Genomic DNA, 15811 nt, shown 5'->3' with positions numbered 1-15811 from the left:
ACAAATCTATAAATTAATCAGTTAAAATATCTTAAACACCAATTTTTTTATTTGCTTATCAAGACGATTTTATAAACTAAATCAGATCATTAAGATTTAGAACGGTACTTTTACTTCTGAAACTTAATTATCAAGCAAAATAAATCAGGTGTTGTATGGGCTCAAATAAGCGTTTAAAGATTGGTCAGGGACAAATAAGCGGCTATATTTCTATTTTTTTAGCTACCCTGGCTTTATTGGGTATCTTTTGCTTTTGGTACCCTGAAGAACTAACTACTCCAGAGTTTAGAGAGATCTATACTAAAGAAAGTATGGAGATACTCATGATGGGGGTTATTATCGCTTCTTTCTTTTTTGCATTATTGAGTATTCTGCTCAGTAAACGATTTAAATGGGCATTGATTGGCTCGGGAATATCTGCTTTGGCGATCTCTCTCGGTGCCTTTACCATAGAAGGCCGTGCAGTAGATAAAGCAAGCTGGCACTTTGGATTAGACTGGATGCTCTTAGACCTGTTCCTAATGACGCTTATCTTCATTCCATTGGAGTTGTTCTTCCCTAAGAATAAAAGTCAGACGAAATTCCATGAAGAGTGGCGTACTGATCTGATGTATTTTGTGATCAGTCATTTGTTTATCCAGTTTTTCGGAGTAATAACCCAAAAACCTGCATTGTTATTTTTTGGATGGATAGGATTGGATAAAATCCATCTTTGGGTTCAAAACCTGCCATTTATTCTTGCATTGCTTTTGGCTTTCTTTAGCACTGATCTGTTTCAGTATTGGGCACACCGCTTTTTCCATACCCGTGTTTATTTGTGGCGTTTTCACTCCATACATCACTCTACAAAAAGCATGGATTGGCTTGCAGGCAGCCGCACGCACTTTATTGATATCTTTTTTACAAGAGCAATGACGTTTATTCCTTTATATGTTTTGGGATTCTCATCAACTGTATTTAATGTGTACATTATTTTTATAGCCATACATGCCGTATTGATCCATGCAAATACCCGTATTAACTTTGGTCCGCTTAAATACATTTTTACTACGCCTCAGTATCACCATTGGCACCATTGTGAGGATCCAAAATATTACGGACACAACTTTGCTTCCATATTTCCATTTATAGATATGATGTTTGGTACGTATTATTTGCCTGGCAAGAAATGGCCTGCAGGAACAGGCGTTCATGAGGGTTCGTACCCAAAAGGTTTTATTAAGCAGTCTATTTATCCATTTACAAAAAGCCCGTTTGATACAGATTTGAATATGGATGAACGCAGTGACCGATAGGTAAGGGGTTAGGGATTAATTTTTAGAATTGAATATCTGTAAACCACTTTTTATAGATGGTCTGATATTCACCATTTTCTTTTAACAGGCTAAGTACTTCGTTAAATTGTTCCTTTAACTGAACATCGCCCTTTTTCATGGCTATTGCATATTGAGAATCCGTTCCTGGAAGGTGCATTCCTATTTTTAGTTTCTTATTCTTTTGCAAGAAACCTCCTGCAATAGGGGAGTCATCAATTAAAAGATCAATTTTACCGGCCTGTAACTTTCTGTAAAGATCTTTATTGGTTTCTGCATGGACCATATTGTTTGCCGGGAAATTTGTATGAACGTATTTTTCGGCTTCAGTAGCTTCACGGATCCCGATGGTTTTATTTTTAAGATCGTGAACGCCATTCAGGTTATCTTCCTGGTTTACTACAGCGCATAAGCGAAAGTGAAGGTAAGGGTTGGTAAATTCCAGAATGTGCCTGCGTGATGGGGTAACGGTTACTGCTGAACAAATGAGATCAAGTTCTCCTTTAAAAAGCTGTTCAAGAATATTTGACCATAACGAGACTTCGTATTGGATCTCAAAGTCGAGATGTTGAGATATTGCTTTCATTAAGTCGACCTCAAAGCCTTCAAAGGTTTCTGAGTGGTAATCAGAGTGCATTGGAAAAGGCGCTGCAGAATCTAATCCGACTTTTAATACTTTCTTTTGGGCCATAAGAAGAACAATCAATTAAGTGGTTCCTAATTTGAAGCCAATTTACATCTTTTTAGCAATAACTTAACATGTAAAGAACCTACTGTTGAACAATTTTATCCACAAATGGTTCGCGTTTTATGAATTAATAATACACATCTGTCGAATTTGTGAAATACTTATCTAAATAAACGAACTGTTAGCGAGCAGTTTACCTAAATGCTCCAGTTTGATAGGCTTAATTCGTAATATTGCAGGAGTGGAACCTATTAAAAAAGTCAAATTAGATAAAAGAACGGCCTTGAAAAAGGCTGAGCATTATTGTGCTTACCAGGAGCGCTCACAACAGGAAGTTAGAAATAAACTTTATGATTGGGGATTGTGGCCGAATGAGGTAGAGGAGGTGATCTCTGAACTGATCGGTACAAACTTTTTAAACGAGGAAAGGTTTGCCAGTGCTTACGTTTCCGGTAAGTTTAAGATTAAAAAATGGGGAAAGGTTAAAATTAAGCAAGGTCTGAAATTAAAAAAGATTACAGACCGCATGATATTAACCGCGTTAAATACGATCGATTATGATGAATACCTCGAAACTATACGGTATACAGCAGAGAAAAAGCTGGGTTCAATTACTGAGAAAGATCCGTACAAAAAGAGATATAAGCTGATTACCTACTTAATGAGTAAAGGATTTGAAAATAATTTAATAATTGATGTGCTGAAATCCAATAACTTACCATAAAGAGTGATTTTTTTATTAAAAATAACTTGACAGCTATATAAATCTGCTTATATTTGCATTCCCAAACGGAAAGAAAGGGATTACATTTTAAACCTTTCCAAGATTTGGAACGACATTGGATGATGTCAAATAACCATGCGAAAGTAGCTCAGTTGGTAGAGCACGACCTTGCCAAGGTCGGGGTCGCGAGTTCGAATCTCGTCTTTCGCTCTAAATGCCTTCAACTATCATGAAGGCATTTAATTTTAAAGGATTAACCATCCCATTGGGATAACAATCTGCTCAGATGGTGGAACTGGTAGACACGCAGGACTTAAAATCCTGTGACCTTAAAAGTCGTGCGGGTTCGATTCCCGCTCTGAGTACTGCAAAAATCGACAAAGAAGCTATCAGAAATGATGGCTTTTTTTGTTGGGGATAAGTTCTAACTTTGATCGTTAGTTAAGATCTTGATTTATGAATACAAGCATTGTTCCTCTTCAGCATCCGGCATTGAAAGCTTATATTCAATATTTCATTTTTTTTAACCATGGTTCCGGTAAACAATTTTCTTACCAGACCTTTCCGAATACTAATCTTTGCCTTACGATATACAAGAATAATAAGATAAACTATAGACGAAACGTGAATCTTTGCACGGTGGATTCCGGCAGCAGTACATTTTCGAGCCGTTTGTTTGGATTTCATGAACAACCTTTTAAAGTCGATATTACCACTTCCCTGGATCAGATCTGTATATTGTTTAACCCGGGCGGCTTAAGGGCGTTTACCAAAGCACCCTACGGTGAATTGCTTGACGAAGGAGAGGTATTTGAATGCATTTTCGGCAATCAGAACTATTTGCTTGAAAACATTTTTGAGCGCAACGATCCGCAGGAAAGAGCAGCCTTGCTCGAGGATTTTCTAGCCGAAAGACTAACTACAGCTGGCAAAGACCCGAGGATACAGTTTGCGCTGGATCATATTTATAAAGGTAATGGAGATATTTCTGTTTACAGCCTGGCCCGCTCATTAAAAATAAACGAATCTACTCTTTACCGGTCCTTCACTGCAGCATTGGGACAAAGCCCGAAAGATTTTATTCAGACCGTAAGGTTCAGGAATGCCCTTTCTTTATTATTGGCGCAGCGATGTAGAAACTTAACAGAATTAACTTATAAAGCGATGTTCTACGACCAGTCACATTTTATCAAAGATTTTAAAATGCGCTCTGGCACATTACCTAATACCCTGCATCAAAACATCCGGCTCGAACAGCACCTGCTTGCCTGGGTAATAAAACCTTAATAATACCCTGCACGATTTTTACAATTTCAATCTGTACAGCACCAGTATTTTTGAGTATGTTATTATCAAGTATGAATTCCACAATTTATCTCAAACTGCTTAAAGTATTTCTATTCTCTTTTATTATTATTTTACCGTTACGATCGCTTTGTCAAATTAATAATGTCGGATTAGAGCGGATCAGTGCTTATGGTAAGGTATGGGGAGTAATCAATTATTTTCATCCGGAAATGGGGAAAGGAAAGCTAAATGGTGACAGTCTTTTTTTAAAGCACCTCTCTTATCTTCCTGAGAATCCCTCTGCCATTAATTTTAAACGAAGTGTTGCTGGGATGCTTGGCGAACTTCATGATCCGCAGATCAGTATTACTGAAAAATACACCTCAACTGATGAAATGAAATTAACGGCCAGGAAGCAATATGCGTATCACTTATTGCCAGGTAAGCAATTGTATCTTGCACTTCCTCAAACAGCCTTTGCTAAGGGATTGAATACGGACTCTATTTTAAGAAGAAGCCCTTCTCAAAAAATTGTCGTTGATTTAAGAAATGCGGACTTAAATAATGATCTCGGTTTAAAACAGTATAAACGGTTTGTACAGCCGCTCATTGCCGGTATTATTCACGATATGATGCTACTTCCTACCGAACGCAGTTTCTTTTATAAAGGATTAATGCGGCAGGATTTTCCACAGGATATTAACCTCTTTGACCCGGATAAAGATGGTAATGTTGATCACCTGCAGGTGCACAACGGCCTTAGAAATGTTTCAGAGGGTGCGTATTTACTACCTGTTGATGTTGAAAACTATAGCTCGTACCGATACTGCTTTATAATTAACCGGTTTACGAACATCAATTCTGTTAAGGCTATTATGGCATTGCGTAATCGTAACCGTTGTCTTGTTGTCTTTGATGGGCCGGTTCCAGATTACTTATACGGCACATTTTATTATATGAACCTTCCTGACGGACTTGTTGCTAAAATCAGAACCTCTGAAGTGATCTATGAAGATGGTACCCTGGGCCCTGCACCGGATCTGGTAATATCAGGACAATCTGATACCACACTTCATTCTTTATCAGTAGTAAGTGCCGGGAATCTTTTAAAAATGCCTATCAAATTGAAGCATGGACACGTTGAAAATACAGTACTTGTTCGTAAGCCTTCAAATAAATATGCTACCAACGGTATGCCTGGTGTAAACCTGCGACTGCTGGGACTTTTTAACTTTTGGAATACGATCCATTTTTTTTCGCCCAATAAGAACCTGATTGCATTGGACTGGGACACTGCTTTGCTCCATTTTATCCCGAAGTTTTTAGCTGCTGATCATGAGGATAAATATTTCATGGCATTGATGGAGTTAACAGCTTCGATAAAGGATGGACATGCGATACTGATCAATACCGTGACCGGCCGGTCCCCAAGCGGCTTTATGGATGGCAACCTTCCTTTTGCATGCGACCAAATTGATGATAAAGTTTACATCACTTCTATTATGCCCGACAGTGCGCAGCATGCAATTTTATCACAGTTGAATTATGGTGATGAGTTAATCGCTATTGATGGACTTCCGGTGAGATCTATTATCAATAAATGGGAGCCACTACTACCTGCATCGAACGCGGCTGGTTTTAAACGTGAACTTTATGCTACCTGGTTGACAGCTGGTGCCGTAAATAGCGAAGCTAAAATTACCCTTGTTAGGAATGGTCGTCAAAAGAATATAAATCTTAAAAGAATAAATCGGAACGACTACTATAATCTATGGGGAAAGGTTATTCGTCCGGTTTCTGTACCTGCGATCTTTCCGCCTGTTTGCAGAATACTTGATGGAAATATAGGTTACCTGCGTATGAACAGGATCTATACCAATCAGTTGGATAGCCTTGCCAATTTATTAAGGGATTGTAAGAAAATTATTGTTGATGCCCGGGGATATCCAAGGGACGGCAGCATTGGTACAAACCTCGCCACATATATTGCTTCGAAAACGGATACCGTTTCTTATGACGAATTTCCTTTTGTTACAGGCCCTAATCTTAGCAAGCGCCAAATGATGATAGATTATTCAGTCATAGCGCCAAAGCCTAATCCCAATCTAAAACATCAGCAATATTATATACTTGTTGATGAAGGGAATCAGAGTCAGGGTGAATGGAATATCATCGCCCTGCAAGGTGTTACTAAAGCTGTAACGATCGGGCGCACTACGGCAGGAGCAAATGGCATGGCCGTTACGGTAACGCTGCCTGGAAATTATACTACATTCTTTTCTGGATTCGGCGAATATTATACAGATCACATACCAAACCAAAAAAATGGGGTTAAGATTGATATTGAGGTGAAGAAAACATTAAAAGCTGCAATAAATGGCGAAGATGATATTTTTAACAAAGCTTTAAGCATCATTAAAGAAAAATAGGCAAGATGGATATATTCTAAATAAGTTGTTTTTCAATCGTACAGGCCATTTTCTTAGGCTATTAACAAAGCAATTTGCCTCACCTCTTTATTGTTAATTTCAAGGTTGTACCTGCTAAAATCTATAAATATTTTTGAATAGATCAGGGAGATCATGCACGTAACTCGTTGAAAATAAACATTAATTGTATTTTTTTACATAAATGCTTTGAAATGCAAAGTACTTTTTGTTAACTTTGTTGTTCAAAGTACTTTTATATTGAATGAATAAATTTAAAGCCTATGGATATGAATAAATAGTGTGCTAAGGATCAATGCTCTCCGTGAATACATTAATAATAACCTAACTACGATAGCTATGAATATTTCAAGAATAAAATTTATTTCGCTCTTCCTCTTTTTTGCATTTGCCTTTATTTTCGGCACCAACTTGCTGTTAGACCAATCCCCTGAGGCTTTGATAGGGGCAGAATCACAAGTGGCCTGGAAATCTACTGTATCTACCATTTTGTCTCCTGTAAAAATAGTTTTGATAGGGCCACTATTGCCTTTTATTGAATTCTTACGTCAGGACCCGGATACACCTCCTCCATTCTTTCTTATTGGTTTTGCTTTTTACTGGACTATCCTTGCCCTGGTTATTCATTATTTATTCTATAAAATAAGAAGGTCTTATTGAAAATATCAAACTGACAGAATTGCTCAAATAATGCAAAGCAATTGGCTGGTGGTTAATATGCTTATATCTAAAGGGCTTCCAAATACATAAACCATTTATAACTTGTAAATTAAATTATCATGACACGGACAAACAATTTAACAACACAAACGACTCATTCTGCTTCATTGGCTAAACGGATTCTGCTGGGTGCCGGACTGGCTTTAATTCTGATTGCATTTTTTTTGCTTCAAGCTGGAGAACCTAACCCGGCATGGCCGAAATTCTGGATGATCAGACCATTGATCATTGTTACGTTAGCTGGTGCAATGGGCGCTTTATTTTATCACTTGATGGACCCTTTGCGCAACATGGGGGGCTGGAGAAAGATATCGGTAAATATATTGTGTCTGATTGTATACGTCATTGCACTTTGGCTGGGCACTGTTTTAGGATTGGATGGCACATTGTGGGACTAACCGATTGGTCTGATTCGTATTGTATTAAAGATTTTGATTAAAATATAACTCATGAAAGATAAAATATTTGCCCATCTGAATGATCCAGGGCAACTTGAAAAGATTTACCGGACCAACAAAGTGTCTTTTAAACGGGAATTTGATTTGTTATATCCGGAACTTAAGGGCGGCACTGCTGCTGATTTCTGGCATGAAAGATTAAATTTTGAAAGTGACCGCATCAGTTGGGGCACAGGCAGAGAATTGGTATTCGTGATCATTGCGGCACTGATTGCAGGACTTATTGCAAAGCTGCCGTCTATTTTCGCTATAAATGAAGACTTTTTCTATCCCAGGAATGTTGGCTTTGTCGTTTTTCCGCTGCTGACCGTTTACTTTGCCTGGAAGAATAAATTATCAAGCCCTAAAATTGCTTTTTCTATCGGTGCAGTTCTTACCGGCCTGATTTTTATCAACTTGCTTCCTGATGTTAAGAAAAGTGATACCCTGATCTTATCTTGCGTTCATTTACTGTTGTTTTTATGGTCTGTACTGGGTTTTGCATTTACTGGTGATCAGAAAAATAAGGACGAGAGGCGGTTGGGCTTTTTAAAATATAACGGCGATCTGGTGGTCATTACAACGCTAATCCTCATAGCCGGAGGGATTATGACTGGTATAACCATTGGCCTGTTTTCACTGATCGGCTTTCATATTGAAAGGTTTTATTCCCAGAATATTGTTGTTATGGGGCTTGCTGCTGCACCAATTATAGGCACTTACCTTACCCAGACCAATCCACAGCTGGTAGGTAAAGTTTCTCCGGTAATCGCTAAATTATTCAGTCCGCTGGTACTCATCATGCTGGTGGTTTATCTTATTGCCATTGTTTATTCTGGTAAGAACCCTTACAACAACCGGGATTTTCTAATGATTTTTAACGCGCTGTTAATCGGTGTTATGGCCATTATTTTCTTTTCTGTTGCTGAAATATCCAGATCAACTAAAAGCTATATGCAAATCTGGATTCTTTTTGTGCTCTCTGTGGTTACCATCATTGTTAATAGTGTTGCACTTTCTGCGATTATACTCCGGATCTCAGAATGGGGAATTACACCAAACCGGGCTGCTGTTCTGGGGGGCAACGTCTTAATCCTGATCAATCTACTTTTGGTAACTACGCAGCTTTTTAAGGTGCTTTCGAAAAAAGCAGATGTCATCAACGTAGGAAAAGCCATTGCTTCTTATCTGCCGATTTATTTTGTATGGACAATTATTGTGACTTTCATATTTCCGTTGATATTTGGCTTTAAATAAATACAGATTTGCTACACTTCCGGCAAAAGGTTAATTTTGATCTATGATCCATCCTGTGTATACCATTTCAACGATTGCTGATATCTTAAATGCGAAACCAGTTTTAAGAATAAATGAACCGGTAATTACAAAGCTGGTTATTGACAGCAGGATCGTTATCGATCCGGAAGAATCTTTGTTCTTTGCATTACAGGCAAAAAGAGACGGACATACCTACCTTGCAGATGCGTATTTAAACGGGATCAGGAATTTTGTAATCAGTGATCCTTCATATGCAGCGCTTTTCAGTGATGCCAATTTTTTGATTGTTACGGATGTGTTGGCCGCCTTGCAGATCTTAGCTGGCTACAGACGCAGACAGCACGATTTAAAAGTTTTGGCCATTACCGGTAGTAATGGTAAAACCATTGTTAAGGAGTGGCTTTATCAGCTTCTTGCGGCTGATTTTAACATCATCCGCAGTCCGAAAAGCTTCAATTCCCAGATTGGCGTACCCTTATCGGTTTGGCAAATTGAGCCTGAACATACCATGGGTATTTTTGAAGCCGGGATTTCGAAGAATGGCGAAATGGATAGCCTAGCCGCAGTTATCAAACCTGAGATTGGGATACTGACCAATATAGGAGAGGCGCATGCGGAAGGGTTCTCTTCACACAAAGAGAAGCTTACAGAAAAATTAAAACTCTTTAAGGATGCAGAACTGCTGATCTACTCTCCGGATTACACCGAGGGTTTTAGTATCAATGACCTACCCGGTAAATTAAAATTCTCCTGGAGCCAGAAACAAAAAGCTGATCTGCAGATCTTATTCATAGAGCCTATAGATGGCAGAAATTACATCCGTGCAAATTTTAAAGGACAAGAAATAGAATGCCTCATCCCTTTTCGCGATAGGGCATCTGTAGAGAATGGGATCATTTGCTGGGCAACCTTACTGGCCCTGGGTTATACACCTGAAGAGGCCGATTTGCGTTTGGAGAAACTAACGCTGGTCGGTATGCGCCTGGAACTTAAAAATGGCATCAACCAATGTTCTGTGATCGACGATTCGTACAGTGCGGATATTTCTTCTTTGGCCATTGCCCTTGATTTTCTAAATCTTCAAAACCAGCATCCAAAGAAAACCCTGATCCTGTCCGATCTGTATGAAACCGGTAAGAATGATGAGATCCTTTACCATGAAATTGCTGATTTACTTAAACAGAAAAACCTGAACCGGTTAATTGGGATCGGTCCCCGTATTTCTGCCTGTGCAGAATTCTTTGAAATGGAAGCTTCATTTTTTGAAAGCACCCAATCTTTTATAGCGGATTTTCCTTCGTTACATTTTATGAATGAAACCATCCTGGTTAAAGGAGCCAGGAGGTTTGAATTTGAGCGGATCAGCAAATTAATTACCCAGAAGATCCATGATACTGTTCTGGAAATAGATTTAAATGCGCTGGCCGGGAACCTGCAGTTTTACAAGAGCAAACTCCGTCCTGAGGTTAAGATCATGGCCATGGTTAAAGCCTTTTCTTATGGAAGCGGTAGCTTTGAAATTGCCAACCTGCTGCAATATCATAAAGTAGATTACCTTGCCGTTGCCTATGCAGATGAAGGCATATCCTTAAGAAAAGCTGGAATTACCATGCCAATTATGGTAATGAGCCCTGAACCTTCTGCCTTTGACGCCATTGTTAAGCATCATCTGGAACCTGAGCTATACAATCTGGAGATCTTAAAAAGCTTTAGCCTGTTCTTAAACGATAATGAATATGATTATCCTGTCCATCTTAAAATAGATACCGGAATGCATCGTCTGGGTTTTGAAGAATCTGATCTGACAGACTTGCTGACTTATTTAAATGAACTTAAAAAAGTAAAGGTCGTGTCGGTCTTTTCTCACCTGGTAGGCAGTGAAAATGAACTTCATGATGATTTTACAAAACATCAGATCGATAGGTTCGCCGTGATCACTGATCAGATTGAGAAGGGGTTGGGATATTCATTCATCAGGCACATTTCCAATACCTCTGGCATTTCCAGGCATCCCAATGCACAGTTGGATATGGTAAGGATTGGAATTGGCCTATATGGCTTTGATGGCGCCCTGGTTAATAATAAAGGCCTGCAGACGGTAGCCGTTTTAAAGACTACGGTGACGCAGGTTAAACAGATTAAACCCAATGAGACCATAGGTTATAGCCGTAAAGGCAGTTTGCCGGATGGCGGGAGTATTGCCACTGTAAAAATTGGTTATGCTGATGGATACAACCGGAAATTTGGTAATGGTATTGGGCAGATGCTCATTCATGGTAAACCTGTTCCTACTGTGGGCGTGATCTGCATGGATATGTGTATGCTTGATGTGACCGGTATGGATGTTAACACTGGTGATGAAGTTATTGTGTTTAATGGGACGCTAACTATTGCCCAATTAGCCAGTCAGATCGATACCATTCCGTATGAGATCCTCACAAATATCTCGCAAAGGGTTAAACGGGTGTATTTTTATGAGTAGTTTTGCAGCATGAATAGAATTGGTAGGGCTTTATTAAATTACCTGATTAAAGGGTTATTGATTGTGCTGCCCATCGCACTGAGTATTTTTATTGTTATCTGGGCAGTTACTACAGTAGATAGCTGGGTTAATGTAAACAATATTTTGGGTGTTGATCCTAAAACCGGGGCAAGCAGGAATATTCCCGGATTGGGGTTGGTGCTTGTGATATCCATCATTCTTTCTGCCGGTATCTTTGTTACCTACTTTGTAACCGAACCCATGTACAATTGGTTTAAACGTGCATTGGATCGGCTTCCGATTGTTAATTTCATCTATTCTTCCATTAAAGATCTTACTGAAGCTTTTGTGGGTGATGAGAAGAAATTTAACAGTCCCGTTCTGGTTGAGGTAGAAGGGGACCTTAAACGGATTGGTTTTTTAACGCAGAGTGATTTATCAGGCATTGGATTGCCGGGCGAATCCATCGTATATTTTCCATTTTCGTATTCCTTTGCCGGACAAGTCTATGTGGTGAAGAACGAAAAGATCAAACCACTGGAAATGAGCGCCGCCGATGCCATGAAATTAGTTGTATCTGGCGGAGTGAGCCATTTTAGCTAGAAATTTGGTTTCAGTACGTACTTTTCATAGAATCTGAAGATGTGTTCTGTTGCTTCTTCAGCTGTATCTACCAATCTGAAAAGATTCAGATCTTCTTCATGAATGTTGTGCTCCTTTTGCAGCATGGTACTTTTAATCCAGTCTACCAGTCCACCCCAATACGCTTTACCGACCAGTACGATCGGGAACCTGGCAATTTTTCCGGTTTGGATCAGTGTGATCGCTTCAAAAAGCTCATCCATTGTACCCATTCCTCCTGGTAATACAATAAATCCTTGTGAGTACTTCATGAACATTACCTTACGGATAAAAAAGTAGTCAAATTCCAGTAACTTATTGTGATCAATATATTTGTTGTGGAACTGCTCAAAAGGAAGTTCGATATTTAGACCAACAGATTTACCGCCGTTTAGATGAGCTCCTTTATTACCTGCTTCCATAATACCCGGGCCACCGCCTGTAATTACCCCATAGCCACGCTCAGTAAGCAAACGACCGCATTCAACAGCAATCTCATAATATGGATTGGTTTCTGCTGTTCTTGCTGAACCAAATATGGATACACAGGGTCCTATTTTTGCCAGTTTCTCAAAGCCGTCAACAAACTCGGCCATTATTTTAAAGATCTGCCAGGAATCTGTAACTTTTATTTCCTGCCAGTTTTTGTTTTCAAACGCACTTCTTATTTTCTCTTCACTTGTCATCTTCGATATTCTATTAAAATTTGGTTTGCTGATCTGTCTTTTTACTGATCAGTAACAGTCCGATAAAGGTGATTAGTCCGTTAACCAATATCAATTCTACGCTAAACTTATAGCCTCCTAACAATTGTACTGAATTCTCATTCAATAAATAGCATAATGCCGGAGAAATGACACAAACAAACGGAACCAATTTATCATGTAAGCCCCTGTTCTTTACAAAAAGACCAAAGCTATATAGCCCCAACAGCGGGCCGTAGGTATAGGATGCAACTTTAAATATTCCCTTTACTACAGACTCATCATTAAGCGCATTAAATACAATGATCACCACGAACATCAGCAGTGAGAATGCAACATGTACCAGGTGCCTTTTGTTTACAGATGCTTTTGAATTGGAATTTTCGCCTTTATCCATTTGCAGAAAGTCTACGCAAAAAGATGTGGTTAAAGCAGTTAGGGCAGAGTCGGTAGTGGCAAAAGTAGCAGCGGTCAATCCAAGCATGAACACAATTCCAGGGATCAGGCTCAAATGGTTAAAGGCGATCTCCGGGAACAGAAAGTCGGTTCTTGGTTTACCTGTCACGTGGTCTAATGGAATCTCTATGCCATTCTTTGTTGCATAGATATACAATAACGCCCCAACGCTTAAAAAGAAGATGTTCAATACCACAAATACACCAGTAAATGTAAACATGTTCTTTTGAGCTTCTCCAATGGTCTTCATACTCAGGTTCTTCTGCATCAGATCCTGATCGAGACCGGTCATGGCAATGGTAACAAATATTCCGCCAAGCAGCTGTTTGCTGAAGTGGAAGTTGCTCGTTAGAAAATCTTCATAAAAGAAGATCTTCGAGTAGCCGCTGTTTTTTATCGTTTCAAAGGTTTTTGGAATATCAAGATCCAGGCTGCTGCAAATGAAGTAAAGCGTTAAGAATACAGACAATACCAGGAAAAACGTTTGCAGGGTGTCTGTAATGATGATCGTTTTAAGTCCGCCTTTAAAGGTGTATGACCAGATCAGAATGAGTGAGATCAATACTGTTGCCCAAAAGGGGATGCCATAGCTGTCAAATATGAACCGCTGTAAAACGATAACCACCAGGTACAATCTAAAAGCTGAACCTATAGTACGGCTGATCAGGAATATTGATGCTGCCGTTTTGTAACTGTAAAACCCCAGGCGCTGCTCAATATAGCTGTAAATGGAAGTAAGCTTCATCCGGTAATAAAGCGGGAGCAGGACTGTGGCTATAATGATAAACCCAATCGCGTTACCTATTATAAATTGAAAGTATTGGAACTGGTTACCTGCCGGAGATCCAACCTCTCCGGGAACGGAGATAAAGGTAACTCCGGATAGTGCGGTACCAATCATTCCAAAGGCCACTAAATACCATTTAGAGTTCCTGTTTGCAATGAAAAAGGTAGAATTGTCTGACGACTTCTTTGATGTTGCAAACGCAATGACGATCAGCAGCAAAAAATAGCCTATTAAAAAAGATAAAAGTATAGCCGGGCTCATAGTTTGATTTTAGCTTTTAAATGTAAGAAAATCATCTTCTAAAAGTCAAATCCTATCACAATTATTAAAATAAGATTCAATTTTTGACTGCATTTATAAATGCTTACAGAATTTCTCTAAGTTTGTAAAATGAACTTTTCTTCTAAACTGCTTGAAGACGCTGTTGGTGAGTTTGCTAAATTACCCGGCGTTGGACAAAAGACTGCCCTTCGGTTGGTATTACACTTATTAAACAAGGAGCAGGAGGAGGTGGAGCATTTTGGAAATGCGATTGTGAGGCTGAGAAAAGAGATCAAACACTGCACCATCTGTCATAATATTTCTGATCACAATATTTGTGAGATCTGCTCGGCCAGCAAAAGGGAAAAGGAGATCATCTGTGTGGTTGAGGATACCAGGGATGTAATGGCTGTGGAAAATACGGGGCAGTACTTTGGCGTTTACCACGTGCTTGGCGGATTAATTTCTCCTATGGATGGCATTGGCCCTTCAGACCTTTTTATAGATTCACTGGTTCAGCGGGTGGCTACTACACCGGTTAAGGAGATTATATTGGCGCTGAGTGCAACCATGGAAGGTGATACTACCATTTTTTACCTGTATAAAAGACTCAAAGATTTTCAGATCCCGGTTACTACAATTGCAAGAGGTATAGCATTTGGCGGCGAGCTTGAATATGCAGATGAGATTACCCTGGGCCGTTCTATTGTAACCCGGGTACCCTATGAAACTGCCATGAGGTAATCCTTAAACCAATTTCAATAATAACATCATTTAACTCATCAAAATGGATTTTAAGAATAAAGTGATCATTATTACCGGCGCATCATCCGGTATTGGCAAAGCTTGTGCTGAAGAATTTGCCAAACGGGGTGCCAACCTGGTACTTGCGGCAAGACAGTACGTTACCCTTTGTGAAATTACTGCTGAACTGGAAAAAAACTTCGGTATTAAGGCCATCGCCGTTCAGGCAGATGTAAGCAAAGCCGAAGATTGTGAATTTTTAGTTAAGCAAGCATTGGCTACTTTTAACAAAGTAGATATCCTGGTAAATAATGCTGGTTTATCCATGCGTGCACTGTTCAATGATGTTGACCTGTCTGTACTAAAGAACCTGATGGATGTTAACTTTTGGGGAACGGTTTATTGTACCAAGTATGCGCTGCCTGAGATCTTAAAAACCAAAGGCAGTGTAATTGGCGTATCTTCTATTGCGGGTTACCGCGGTTTACCCGGCAGAACCGGTTATTCGGCCTCAAAATTTGCGATGAATGGTTTTATGGAGTCCCTGCGCACCGAACTGCTAAAGACAGGTGTGCATGTGATGGTGGCTTGCCCTGGTTTTACAACTTCCAATATTCGTGTTGCCGCCCTGTCTAAAGATGGTGAAGCACATGGAGAAACCAGTATGGAAGAAGATAAAATGATGACTGCAGAAGCCGTTGCCATCCTAATGGCAGATGGAATAGCCTCCAGAAAGCGCACGATGGTAATTACCGGGCAAGGTAAACTGACCGTATGGTTGAATAAATTATTGCCGGCCCTGGCCGATAAACTGGTGTTTAATCATTTTACAAAGGAGAAGAACGCCCTAATTAAATAGCTG

The 15811-nt window shown here is 39.5% G+C and carries 14 protein-coding genes and 2 tRNA genes; 13 read left to right on the top strand and 3 right to left on the bottom strand.

Annotated elements, in window-relative coordinates; genetic code table 11:
* Positions 1–155 precede the first annotated feature (155 nt).
* Positions 156–1295 (top strand): sterol desaturase family protein, encoded by a 1140-nt coding sequence (locus tag ATK78_RS13135; protein WP_133576585.1) that lies wholly within the window; start codon positions 156–158, stop codon positions 1293–1295.
* A 22-nt stretch (positions 1296–1317) separates the two neighbouring features.
* Here ATK78_RS13135 and ATK78_RS13130 read toward each other — a convergent pair whose 3' ends face one another.
* Positions 1318–2004 (bottom strand): substrate-binding periplasmic protein, encoded by a 687-nt coding sequence (locus ATK78_RS13130; RefSeq protein ID WP_133576584.1) that lies wholly within the window; start codon positions 2002–2004, stop codon positions 1318–1320.
* 238 nt (positions 2005–2242) lie between these two features.
* Between ATK78_RS13130 and ATK78_RS13125 the strand changes: the two genes are divergently transcribed.
* The 10 genes from ATK78_RS13125 to ATK78_RS13080 all read left to right on the top strand — a co-directional run bounded on the left by ATK78_RS13125 (position 2243) and on the right by ATK78_RS13080 (position 11979).
* Complete coding sequence (locus tag ATK78_RS13125) at positions 2243–2725, top strand: regulatory protein RecX (RefSeq protein WP_243732521.1); 483 nt, start codon at positions 2243–2245, stop codon at positions 2723–2725.
* A 137-nt stretch (positions 2726–2862) separates the two neighbouring features.
* Positions 2863–2935, top strand: a tRNA-Gly gene (locus ATK78_RS13120).
* 70 nt (positions 2936–3005) lie between these two features.
* Positions 3006–3090: transfer RNA gene (locus ATK78_RS13115), tRNA-Leu, on the top strand.
* 91 nt (positions 3091–3181) lie between these two features.
* Complete coding sequence (locus ATK78_RS13110; protein ID WP_133576583.1) at positions 3182–4012, top strand: helix-turn-helix domain-containing protein; 831 nt, start codon at positions 3182–3184, stop codon at positions 4010–4012.
* 71 nt (positions 4013–4083) lie between these two features.
* Entirely contained in the window at positions 4084–6441 is a 2358-nt protein-coding gene (locus ATK78_RS13105; RefSeq protein WP_166664880.1) for a S41 family peptidase, read from the top strand.
* 357 nt (positions 6442–6798) lie between these two features.
* Positions 6799–7119: a hypothetical protein gene (locus tag ATK78_RS13100; RefSeq protein ID WP_133576581.1), complete on the top strand. Its 321-nt coding sequence runs from the start codon at positions 6799–6801 to the stop codon at positions 7117–7119.
* A gap of 119 nt (positions 7120–7238) precedes the next feature.
* Positions 7239–7577 carry a potassium transporter KefB gene (locus ATK78_RS13095; protein WP_133576580.1) on the top strand — a complete coding sequence of 113 codons (339 nt, stop codon included), beginning with the start codon at positions 7239–7241 and terminating at the stop codon, positions 7575–7577.
* 51 nt (positions 7578–7628) lie between these two features.
* Positions 7629–8873, top strand: a complete 1245-nt coding sequence (locus ATK78_RS13090) for a DUF4153 domain-containing protein (RefSeq protein ID WP_133576579.1) — start codon at positions 7629–7631, stop codon at positions 8871–8873.
* A gap of 43 nt (positions 8874–8916) precedes the next feature.
* Positions 8917–11376: a bifunctional UDP-N-acetylmuramoyl-tripeptide:D-alanyl-D-alanine ligase/alanine racemase gene (locus ATK78_RS13085; RefSeq protein WP_133576578.1), complete on the top strand. Its 2460-nt coding sequence runs from the start codon at positions 8917–8919 to the stop codon at positions 11374–11376.
* A gap of 9 nt (positions 11377–11385) precedes the next feature.
* Positions 11386–11979, top strand: a complete 594-nt coding sequence (locus ATK78_RS13080; protein WP_133576577.1) for a DUF502 domain-containing protein — start codon at positions 11386–11388, stop codon at positions 11977–11979.
* Here the strand turns inward: ATK78_RS13080 and ATK78_RS13075 are convergent.
* Together ATK78_RS13075 and ATK78_RS13070 are read right to left on the bottom strand one after the other, a co-directional pair.
* Positions 11976–12683 carry an LOG family protein gene (locus ATK78_RS13075; protein ID WP_133576576.1) on the bottom strand — a complete coding sequence of 236 codons (708 nt, stop codon included), beginning with the start codon at positions 12681–12683 and terminating at the stop codon, positions 11976–11978. The two genes, ATK78_RS13080 and ATK78_RS13075, sit on opposite strands and share 4 nt — an antisense overlap.
* 13 nt (positions 12684–12696) lie before the next feature.
* Positions 12697–14205 (bottom strand): sodium:solute symporter, encoded by a 1509-nt coding sequence (locus ATK78_RS13070; RefSeq protein ID WP_133576575.1) that lies wholly within the window; start codon positions 14203–14205, stop codon positions 12697–12699.
* Between the two features lie 129 nt (positions 14206–14334).
* Here ATK78_RS13070 and recR point away from each other — a divergent pair, with 129 nt between their 5' ends.
* Both recR and ATK78_RS13060 read left to right on the top strand, forming a co-directional pair.
* Positions 14335–14949, top strand: a complete 615-nt coding sequence (gene recR / locus ATK78_RS13065; RefSeq protein WP_133576574.1) for a recombination mediator RecR — start codon at positions 14335–14337, stop codon at positions 14947–14949.
* 43 nt (positions 14950–14992) lie between these two features.
* A complete protein-coding gene (locus ATK78_RS13060) occupies positions 14993–15808 on the top strand; it encodes an SDR family oxidoreductase (protein ID WP_133576573.1) in 816 nt (271 codons plus the stop codon).
* Positions 15809–15811: the final 3 nt, after the last annotated feature.

This window comes from Pedobacter metabolipauper (assembly GCF_004362715.1).
In the GTDB taxonomy this organism is placed as follows: domain Bacteria; phylum Bacteroidota; class Bacteroidia; order Sphingobacteriales; family Sphingobacteriaceae; genus Pedobacter; species Pedobacter metabolipauper.
Note: the sequence above shows the minus strand (reverse complement) of the source record. Positions and strands in the feature narration are given on the sequence as shown.

What these genes read in the sequence shown, in the direction of transcription:
- ATK78_RS13135 (WP_133576585.1), top strand. Translation starts at nt 156, where the DNA reads ATGGGCTCAAATAAGCGTTTAAAGATTGGTCAGGGACAAATAAGCGGC.
- ATK78_RS13130 (WP_133576584.1), bottom strand. Translation starts at nt 2,004, where the DNA reads ATGGCCCAAAAGAAAGTATTAAAAGTCGGATTAGATTCTGCAGCGCCT.
- ATK78_RS13110 (WP_133576583.1), top strand. Translation starts at nt 3,182, where the DNA reads ATGAATACAAGCATTGTTCCTCTTCAGCATCCGGCATTGAAAGCTTAT.
- ATK78_RS13105 (WP_166664880.1), top strand. Translation starts at nt 4,084, where the DNA reads ATGAATTCCACAATTTATCTCAAACTGCTTAAAGTATTTCTATTCTCT.
- ATK78_RS13100 (WP_133576581.1), top strand. Translation starts at nt 6,799, where the DNA reads ATGAATATTTCAAGAATAAAATTTATTTCGCTCTTCCTCTTTTTTGCA.
- ATK78_RS13095 (WP_133576580.1), top strand. Translation starts at nt 7,239, where the DNA reads ATGACACGGACAAACAATTTAACAACACAAACGACTCATTCTGCTTCA.
- ATK78_RS13090 (WP_133576579.1), top strand. Translation starts at nt 7,629, where the DNA reads ATGAAAGATAAAATATTTGCCCATCTGAATGATCCAGGGCAACTTGAA.
- ATK78_RS13085 (WP_133576578.1), top strand. Translation starts at nt 8,917, where the DNA reads ATGATCCATCCTGTGTATACCATTTCAACGATTGCTGATATCTTAAAT.
- ATK78_RS13080 (WP_133576577.1), top strand. Translation starts at nt 11,386, where the DNA reads ATGAATAGAATTGGTAGGGCTTTATTAAATTACCTGATTAAAGGGTTA.
- ATK78_RS13075 (WP_133576576.1), bottom strand. Translation starts at nt 12,683, where the DNA reads ATGACAAGTGAAGAGAAAATAAGAAGTGCGTTTGAAAACAAAAACTGG.
- ATK78_RS13070 (WP_133576575.1), bottom strand. Translation starts at nt 14,205, where the DNA reads ATGAGCCCGGCTATACTTTTATCTTTTTTAATAGGCTATTTTTTGCTG.
- recR (WP_133576574.1), top strand. Translation starts at nt 14,335, where the DNA reads ATGAACTTTTCTTCTAAACTGCTTGAAGACGCTGTTGGTGAGTTTGCT.
- ATK78_RS13060 (WP_133576573.1), top strand. Translation starts at nt 14,993, where the DNA reads ATGGATTTTAAGAATAAAGTGATCATTATTACCGGCGCATCATCCGGT.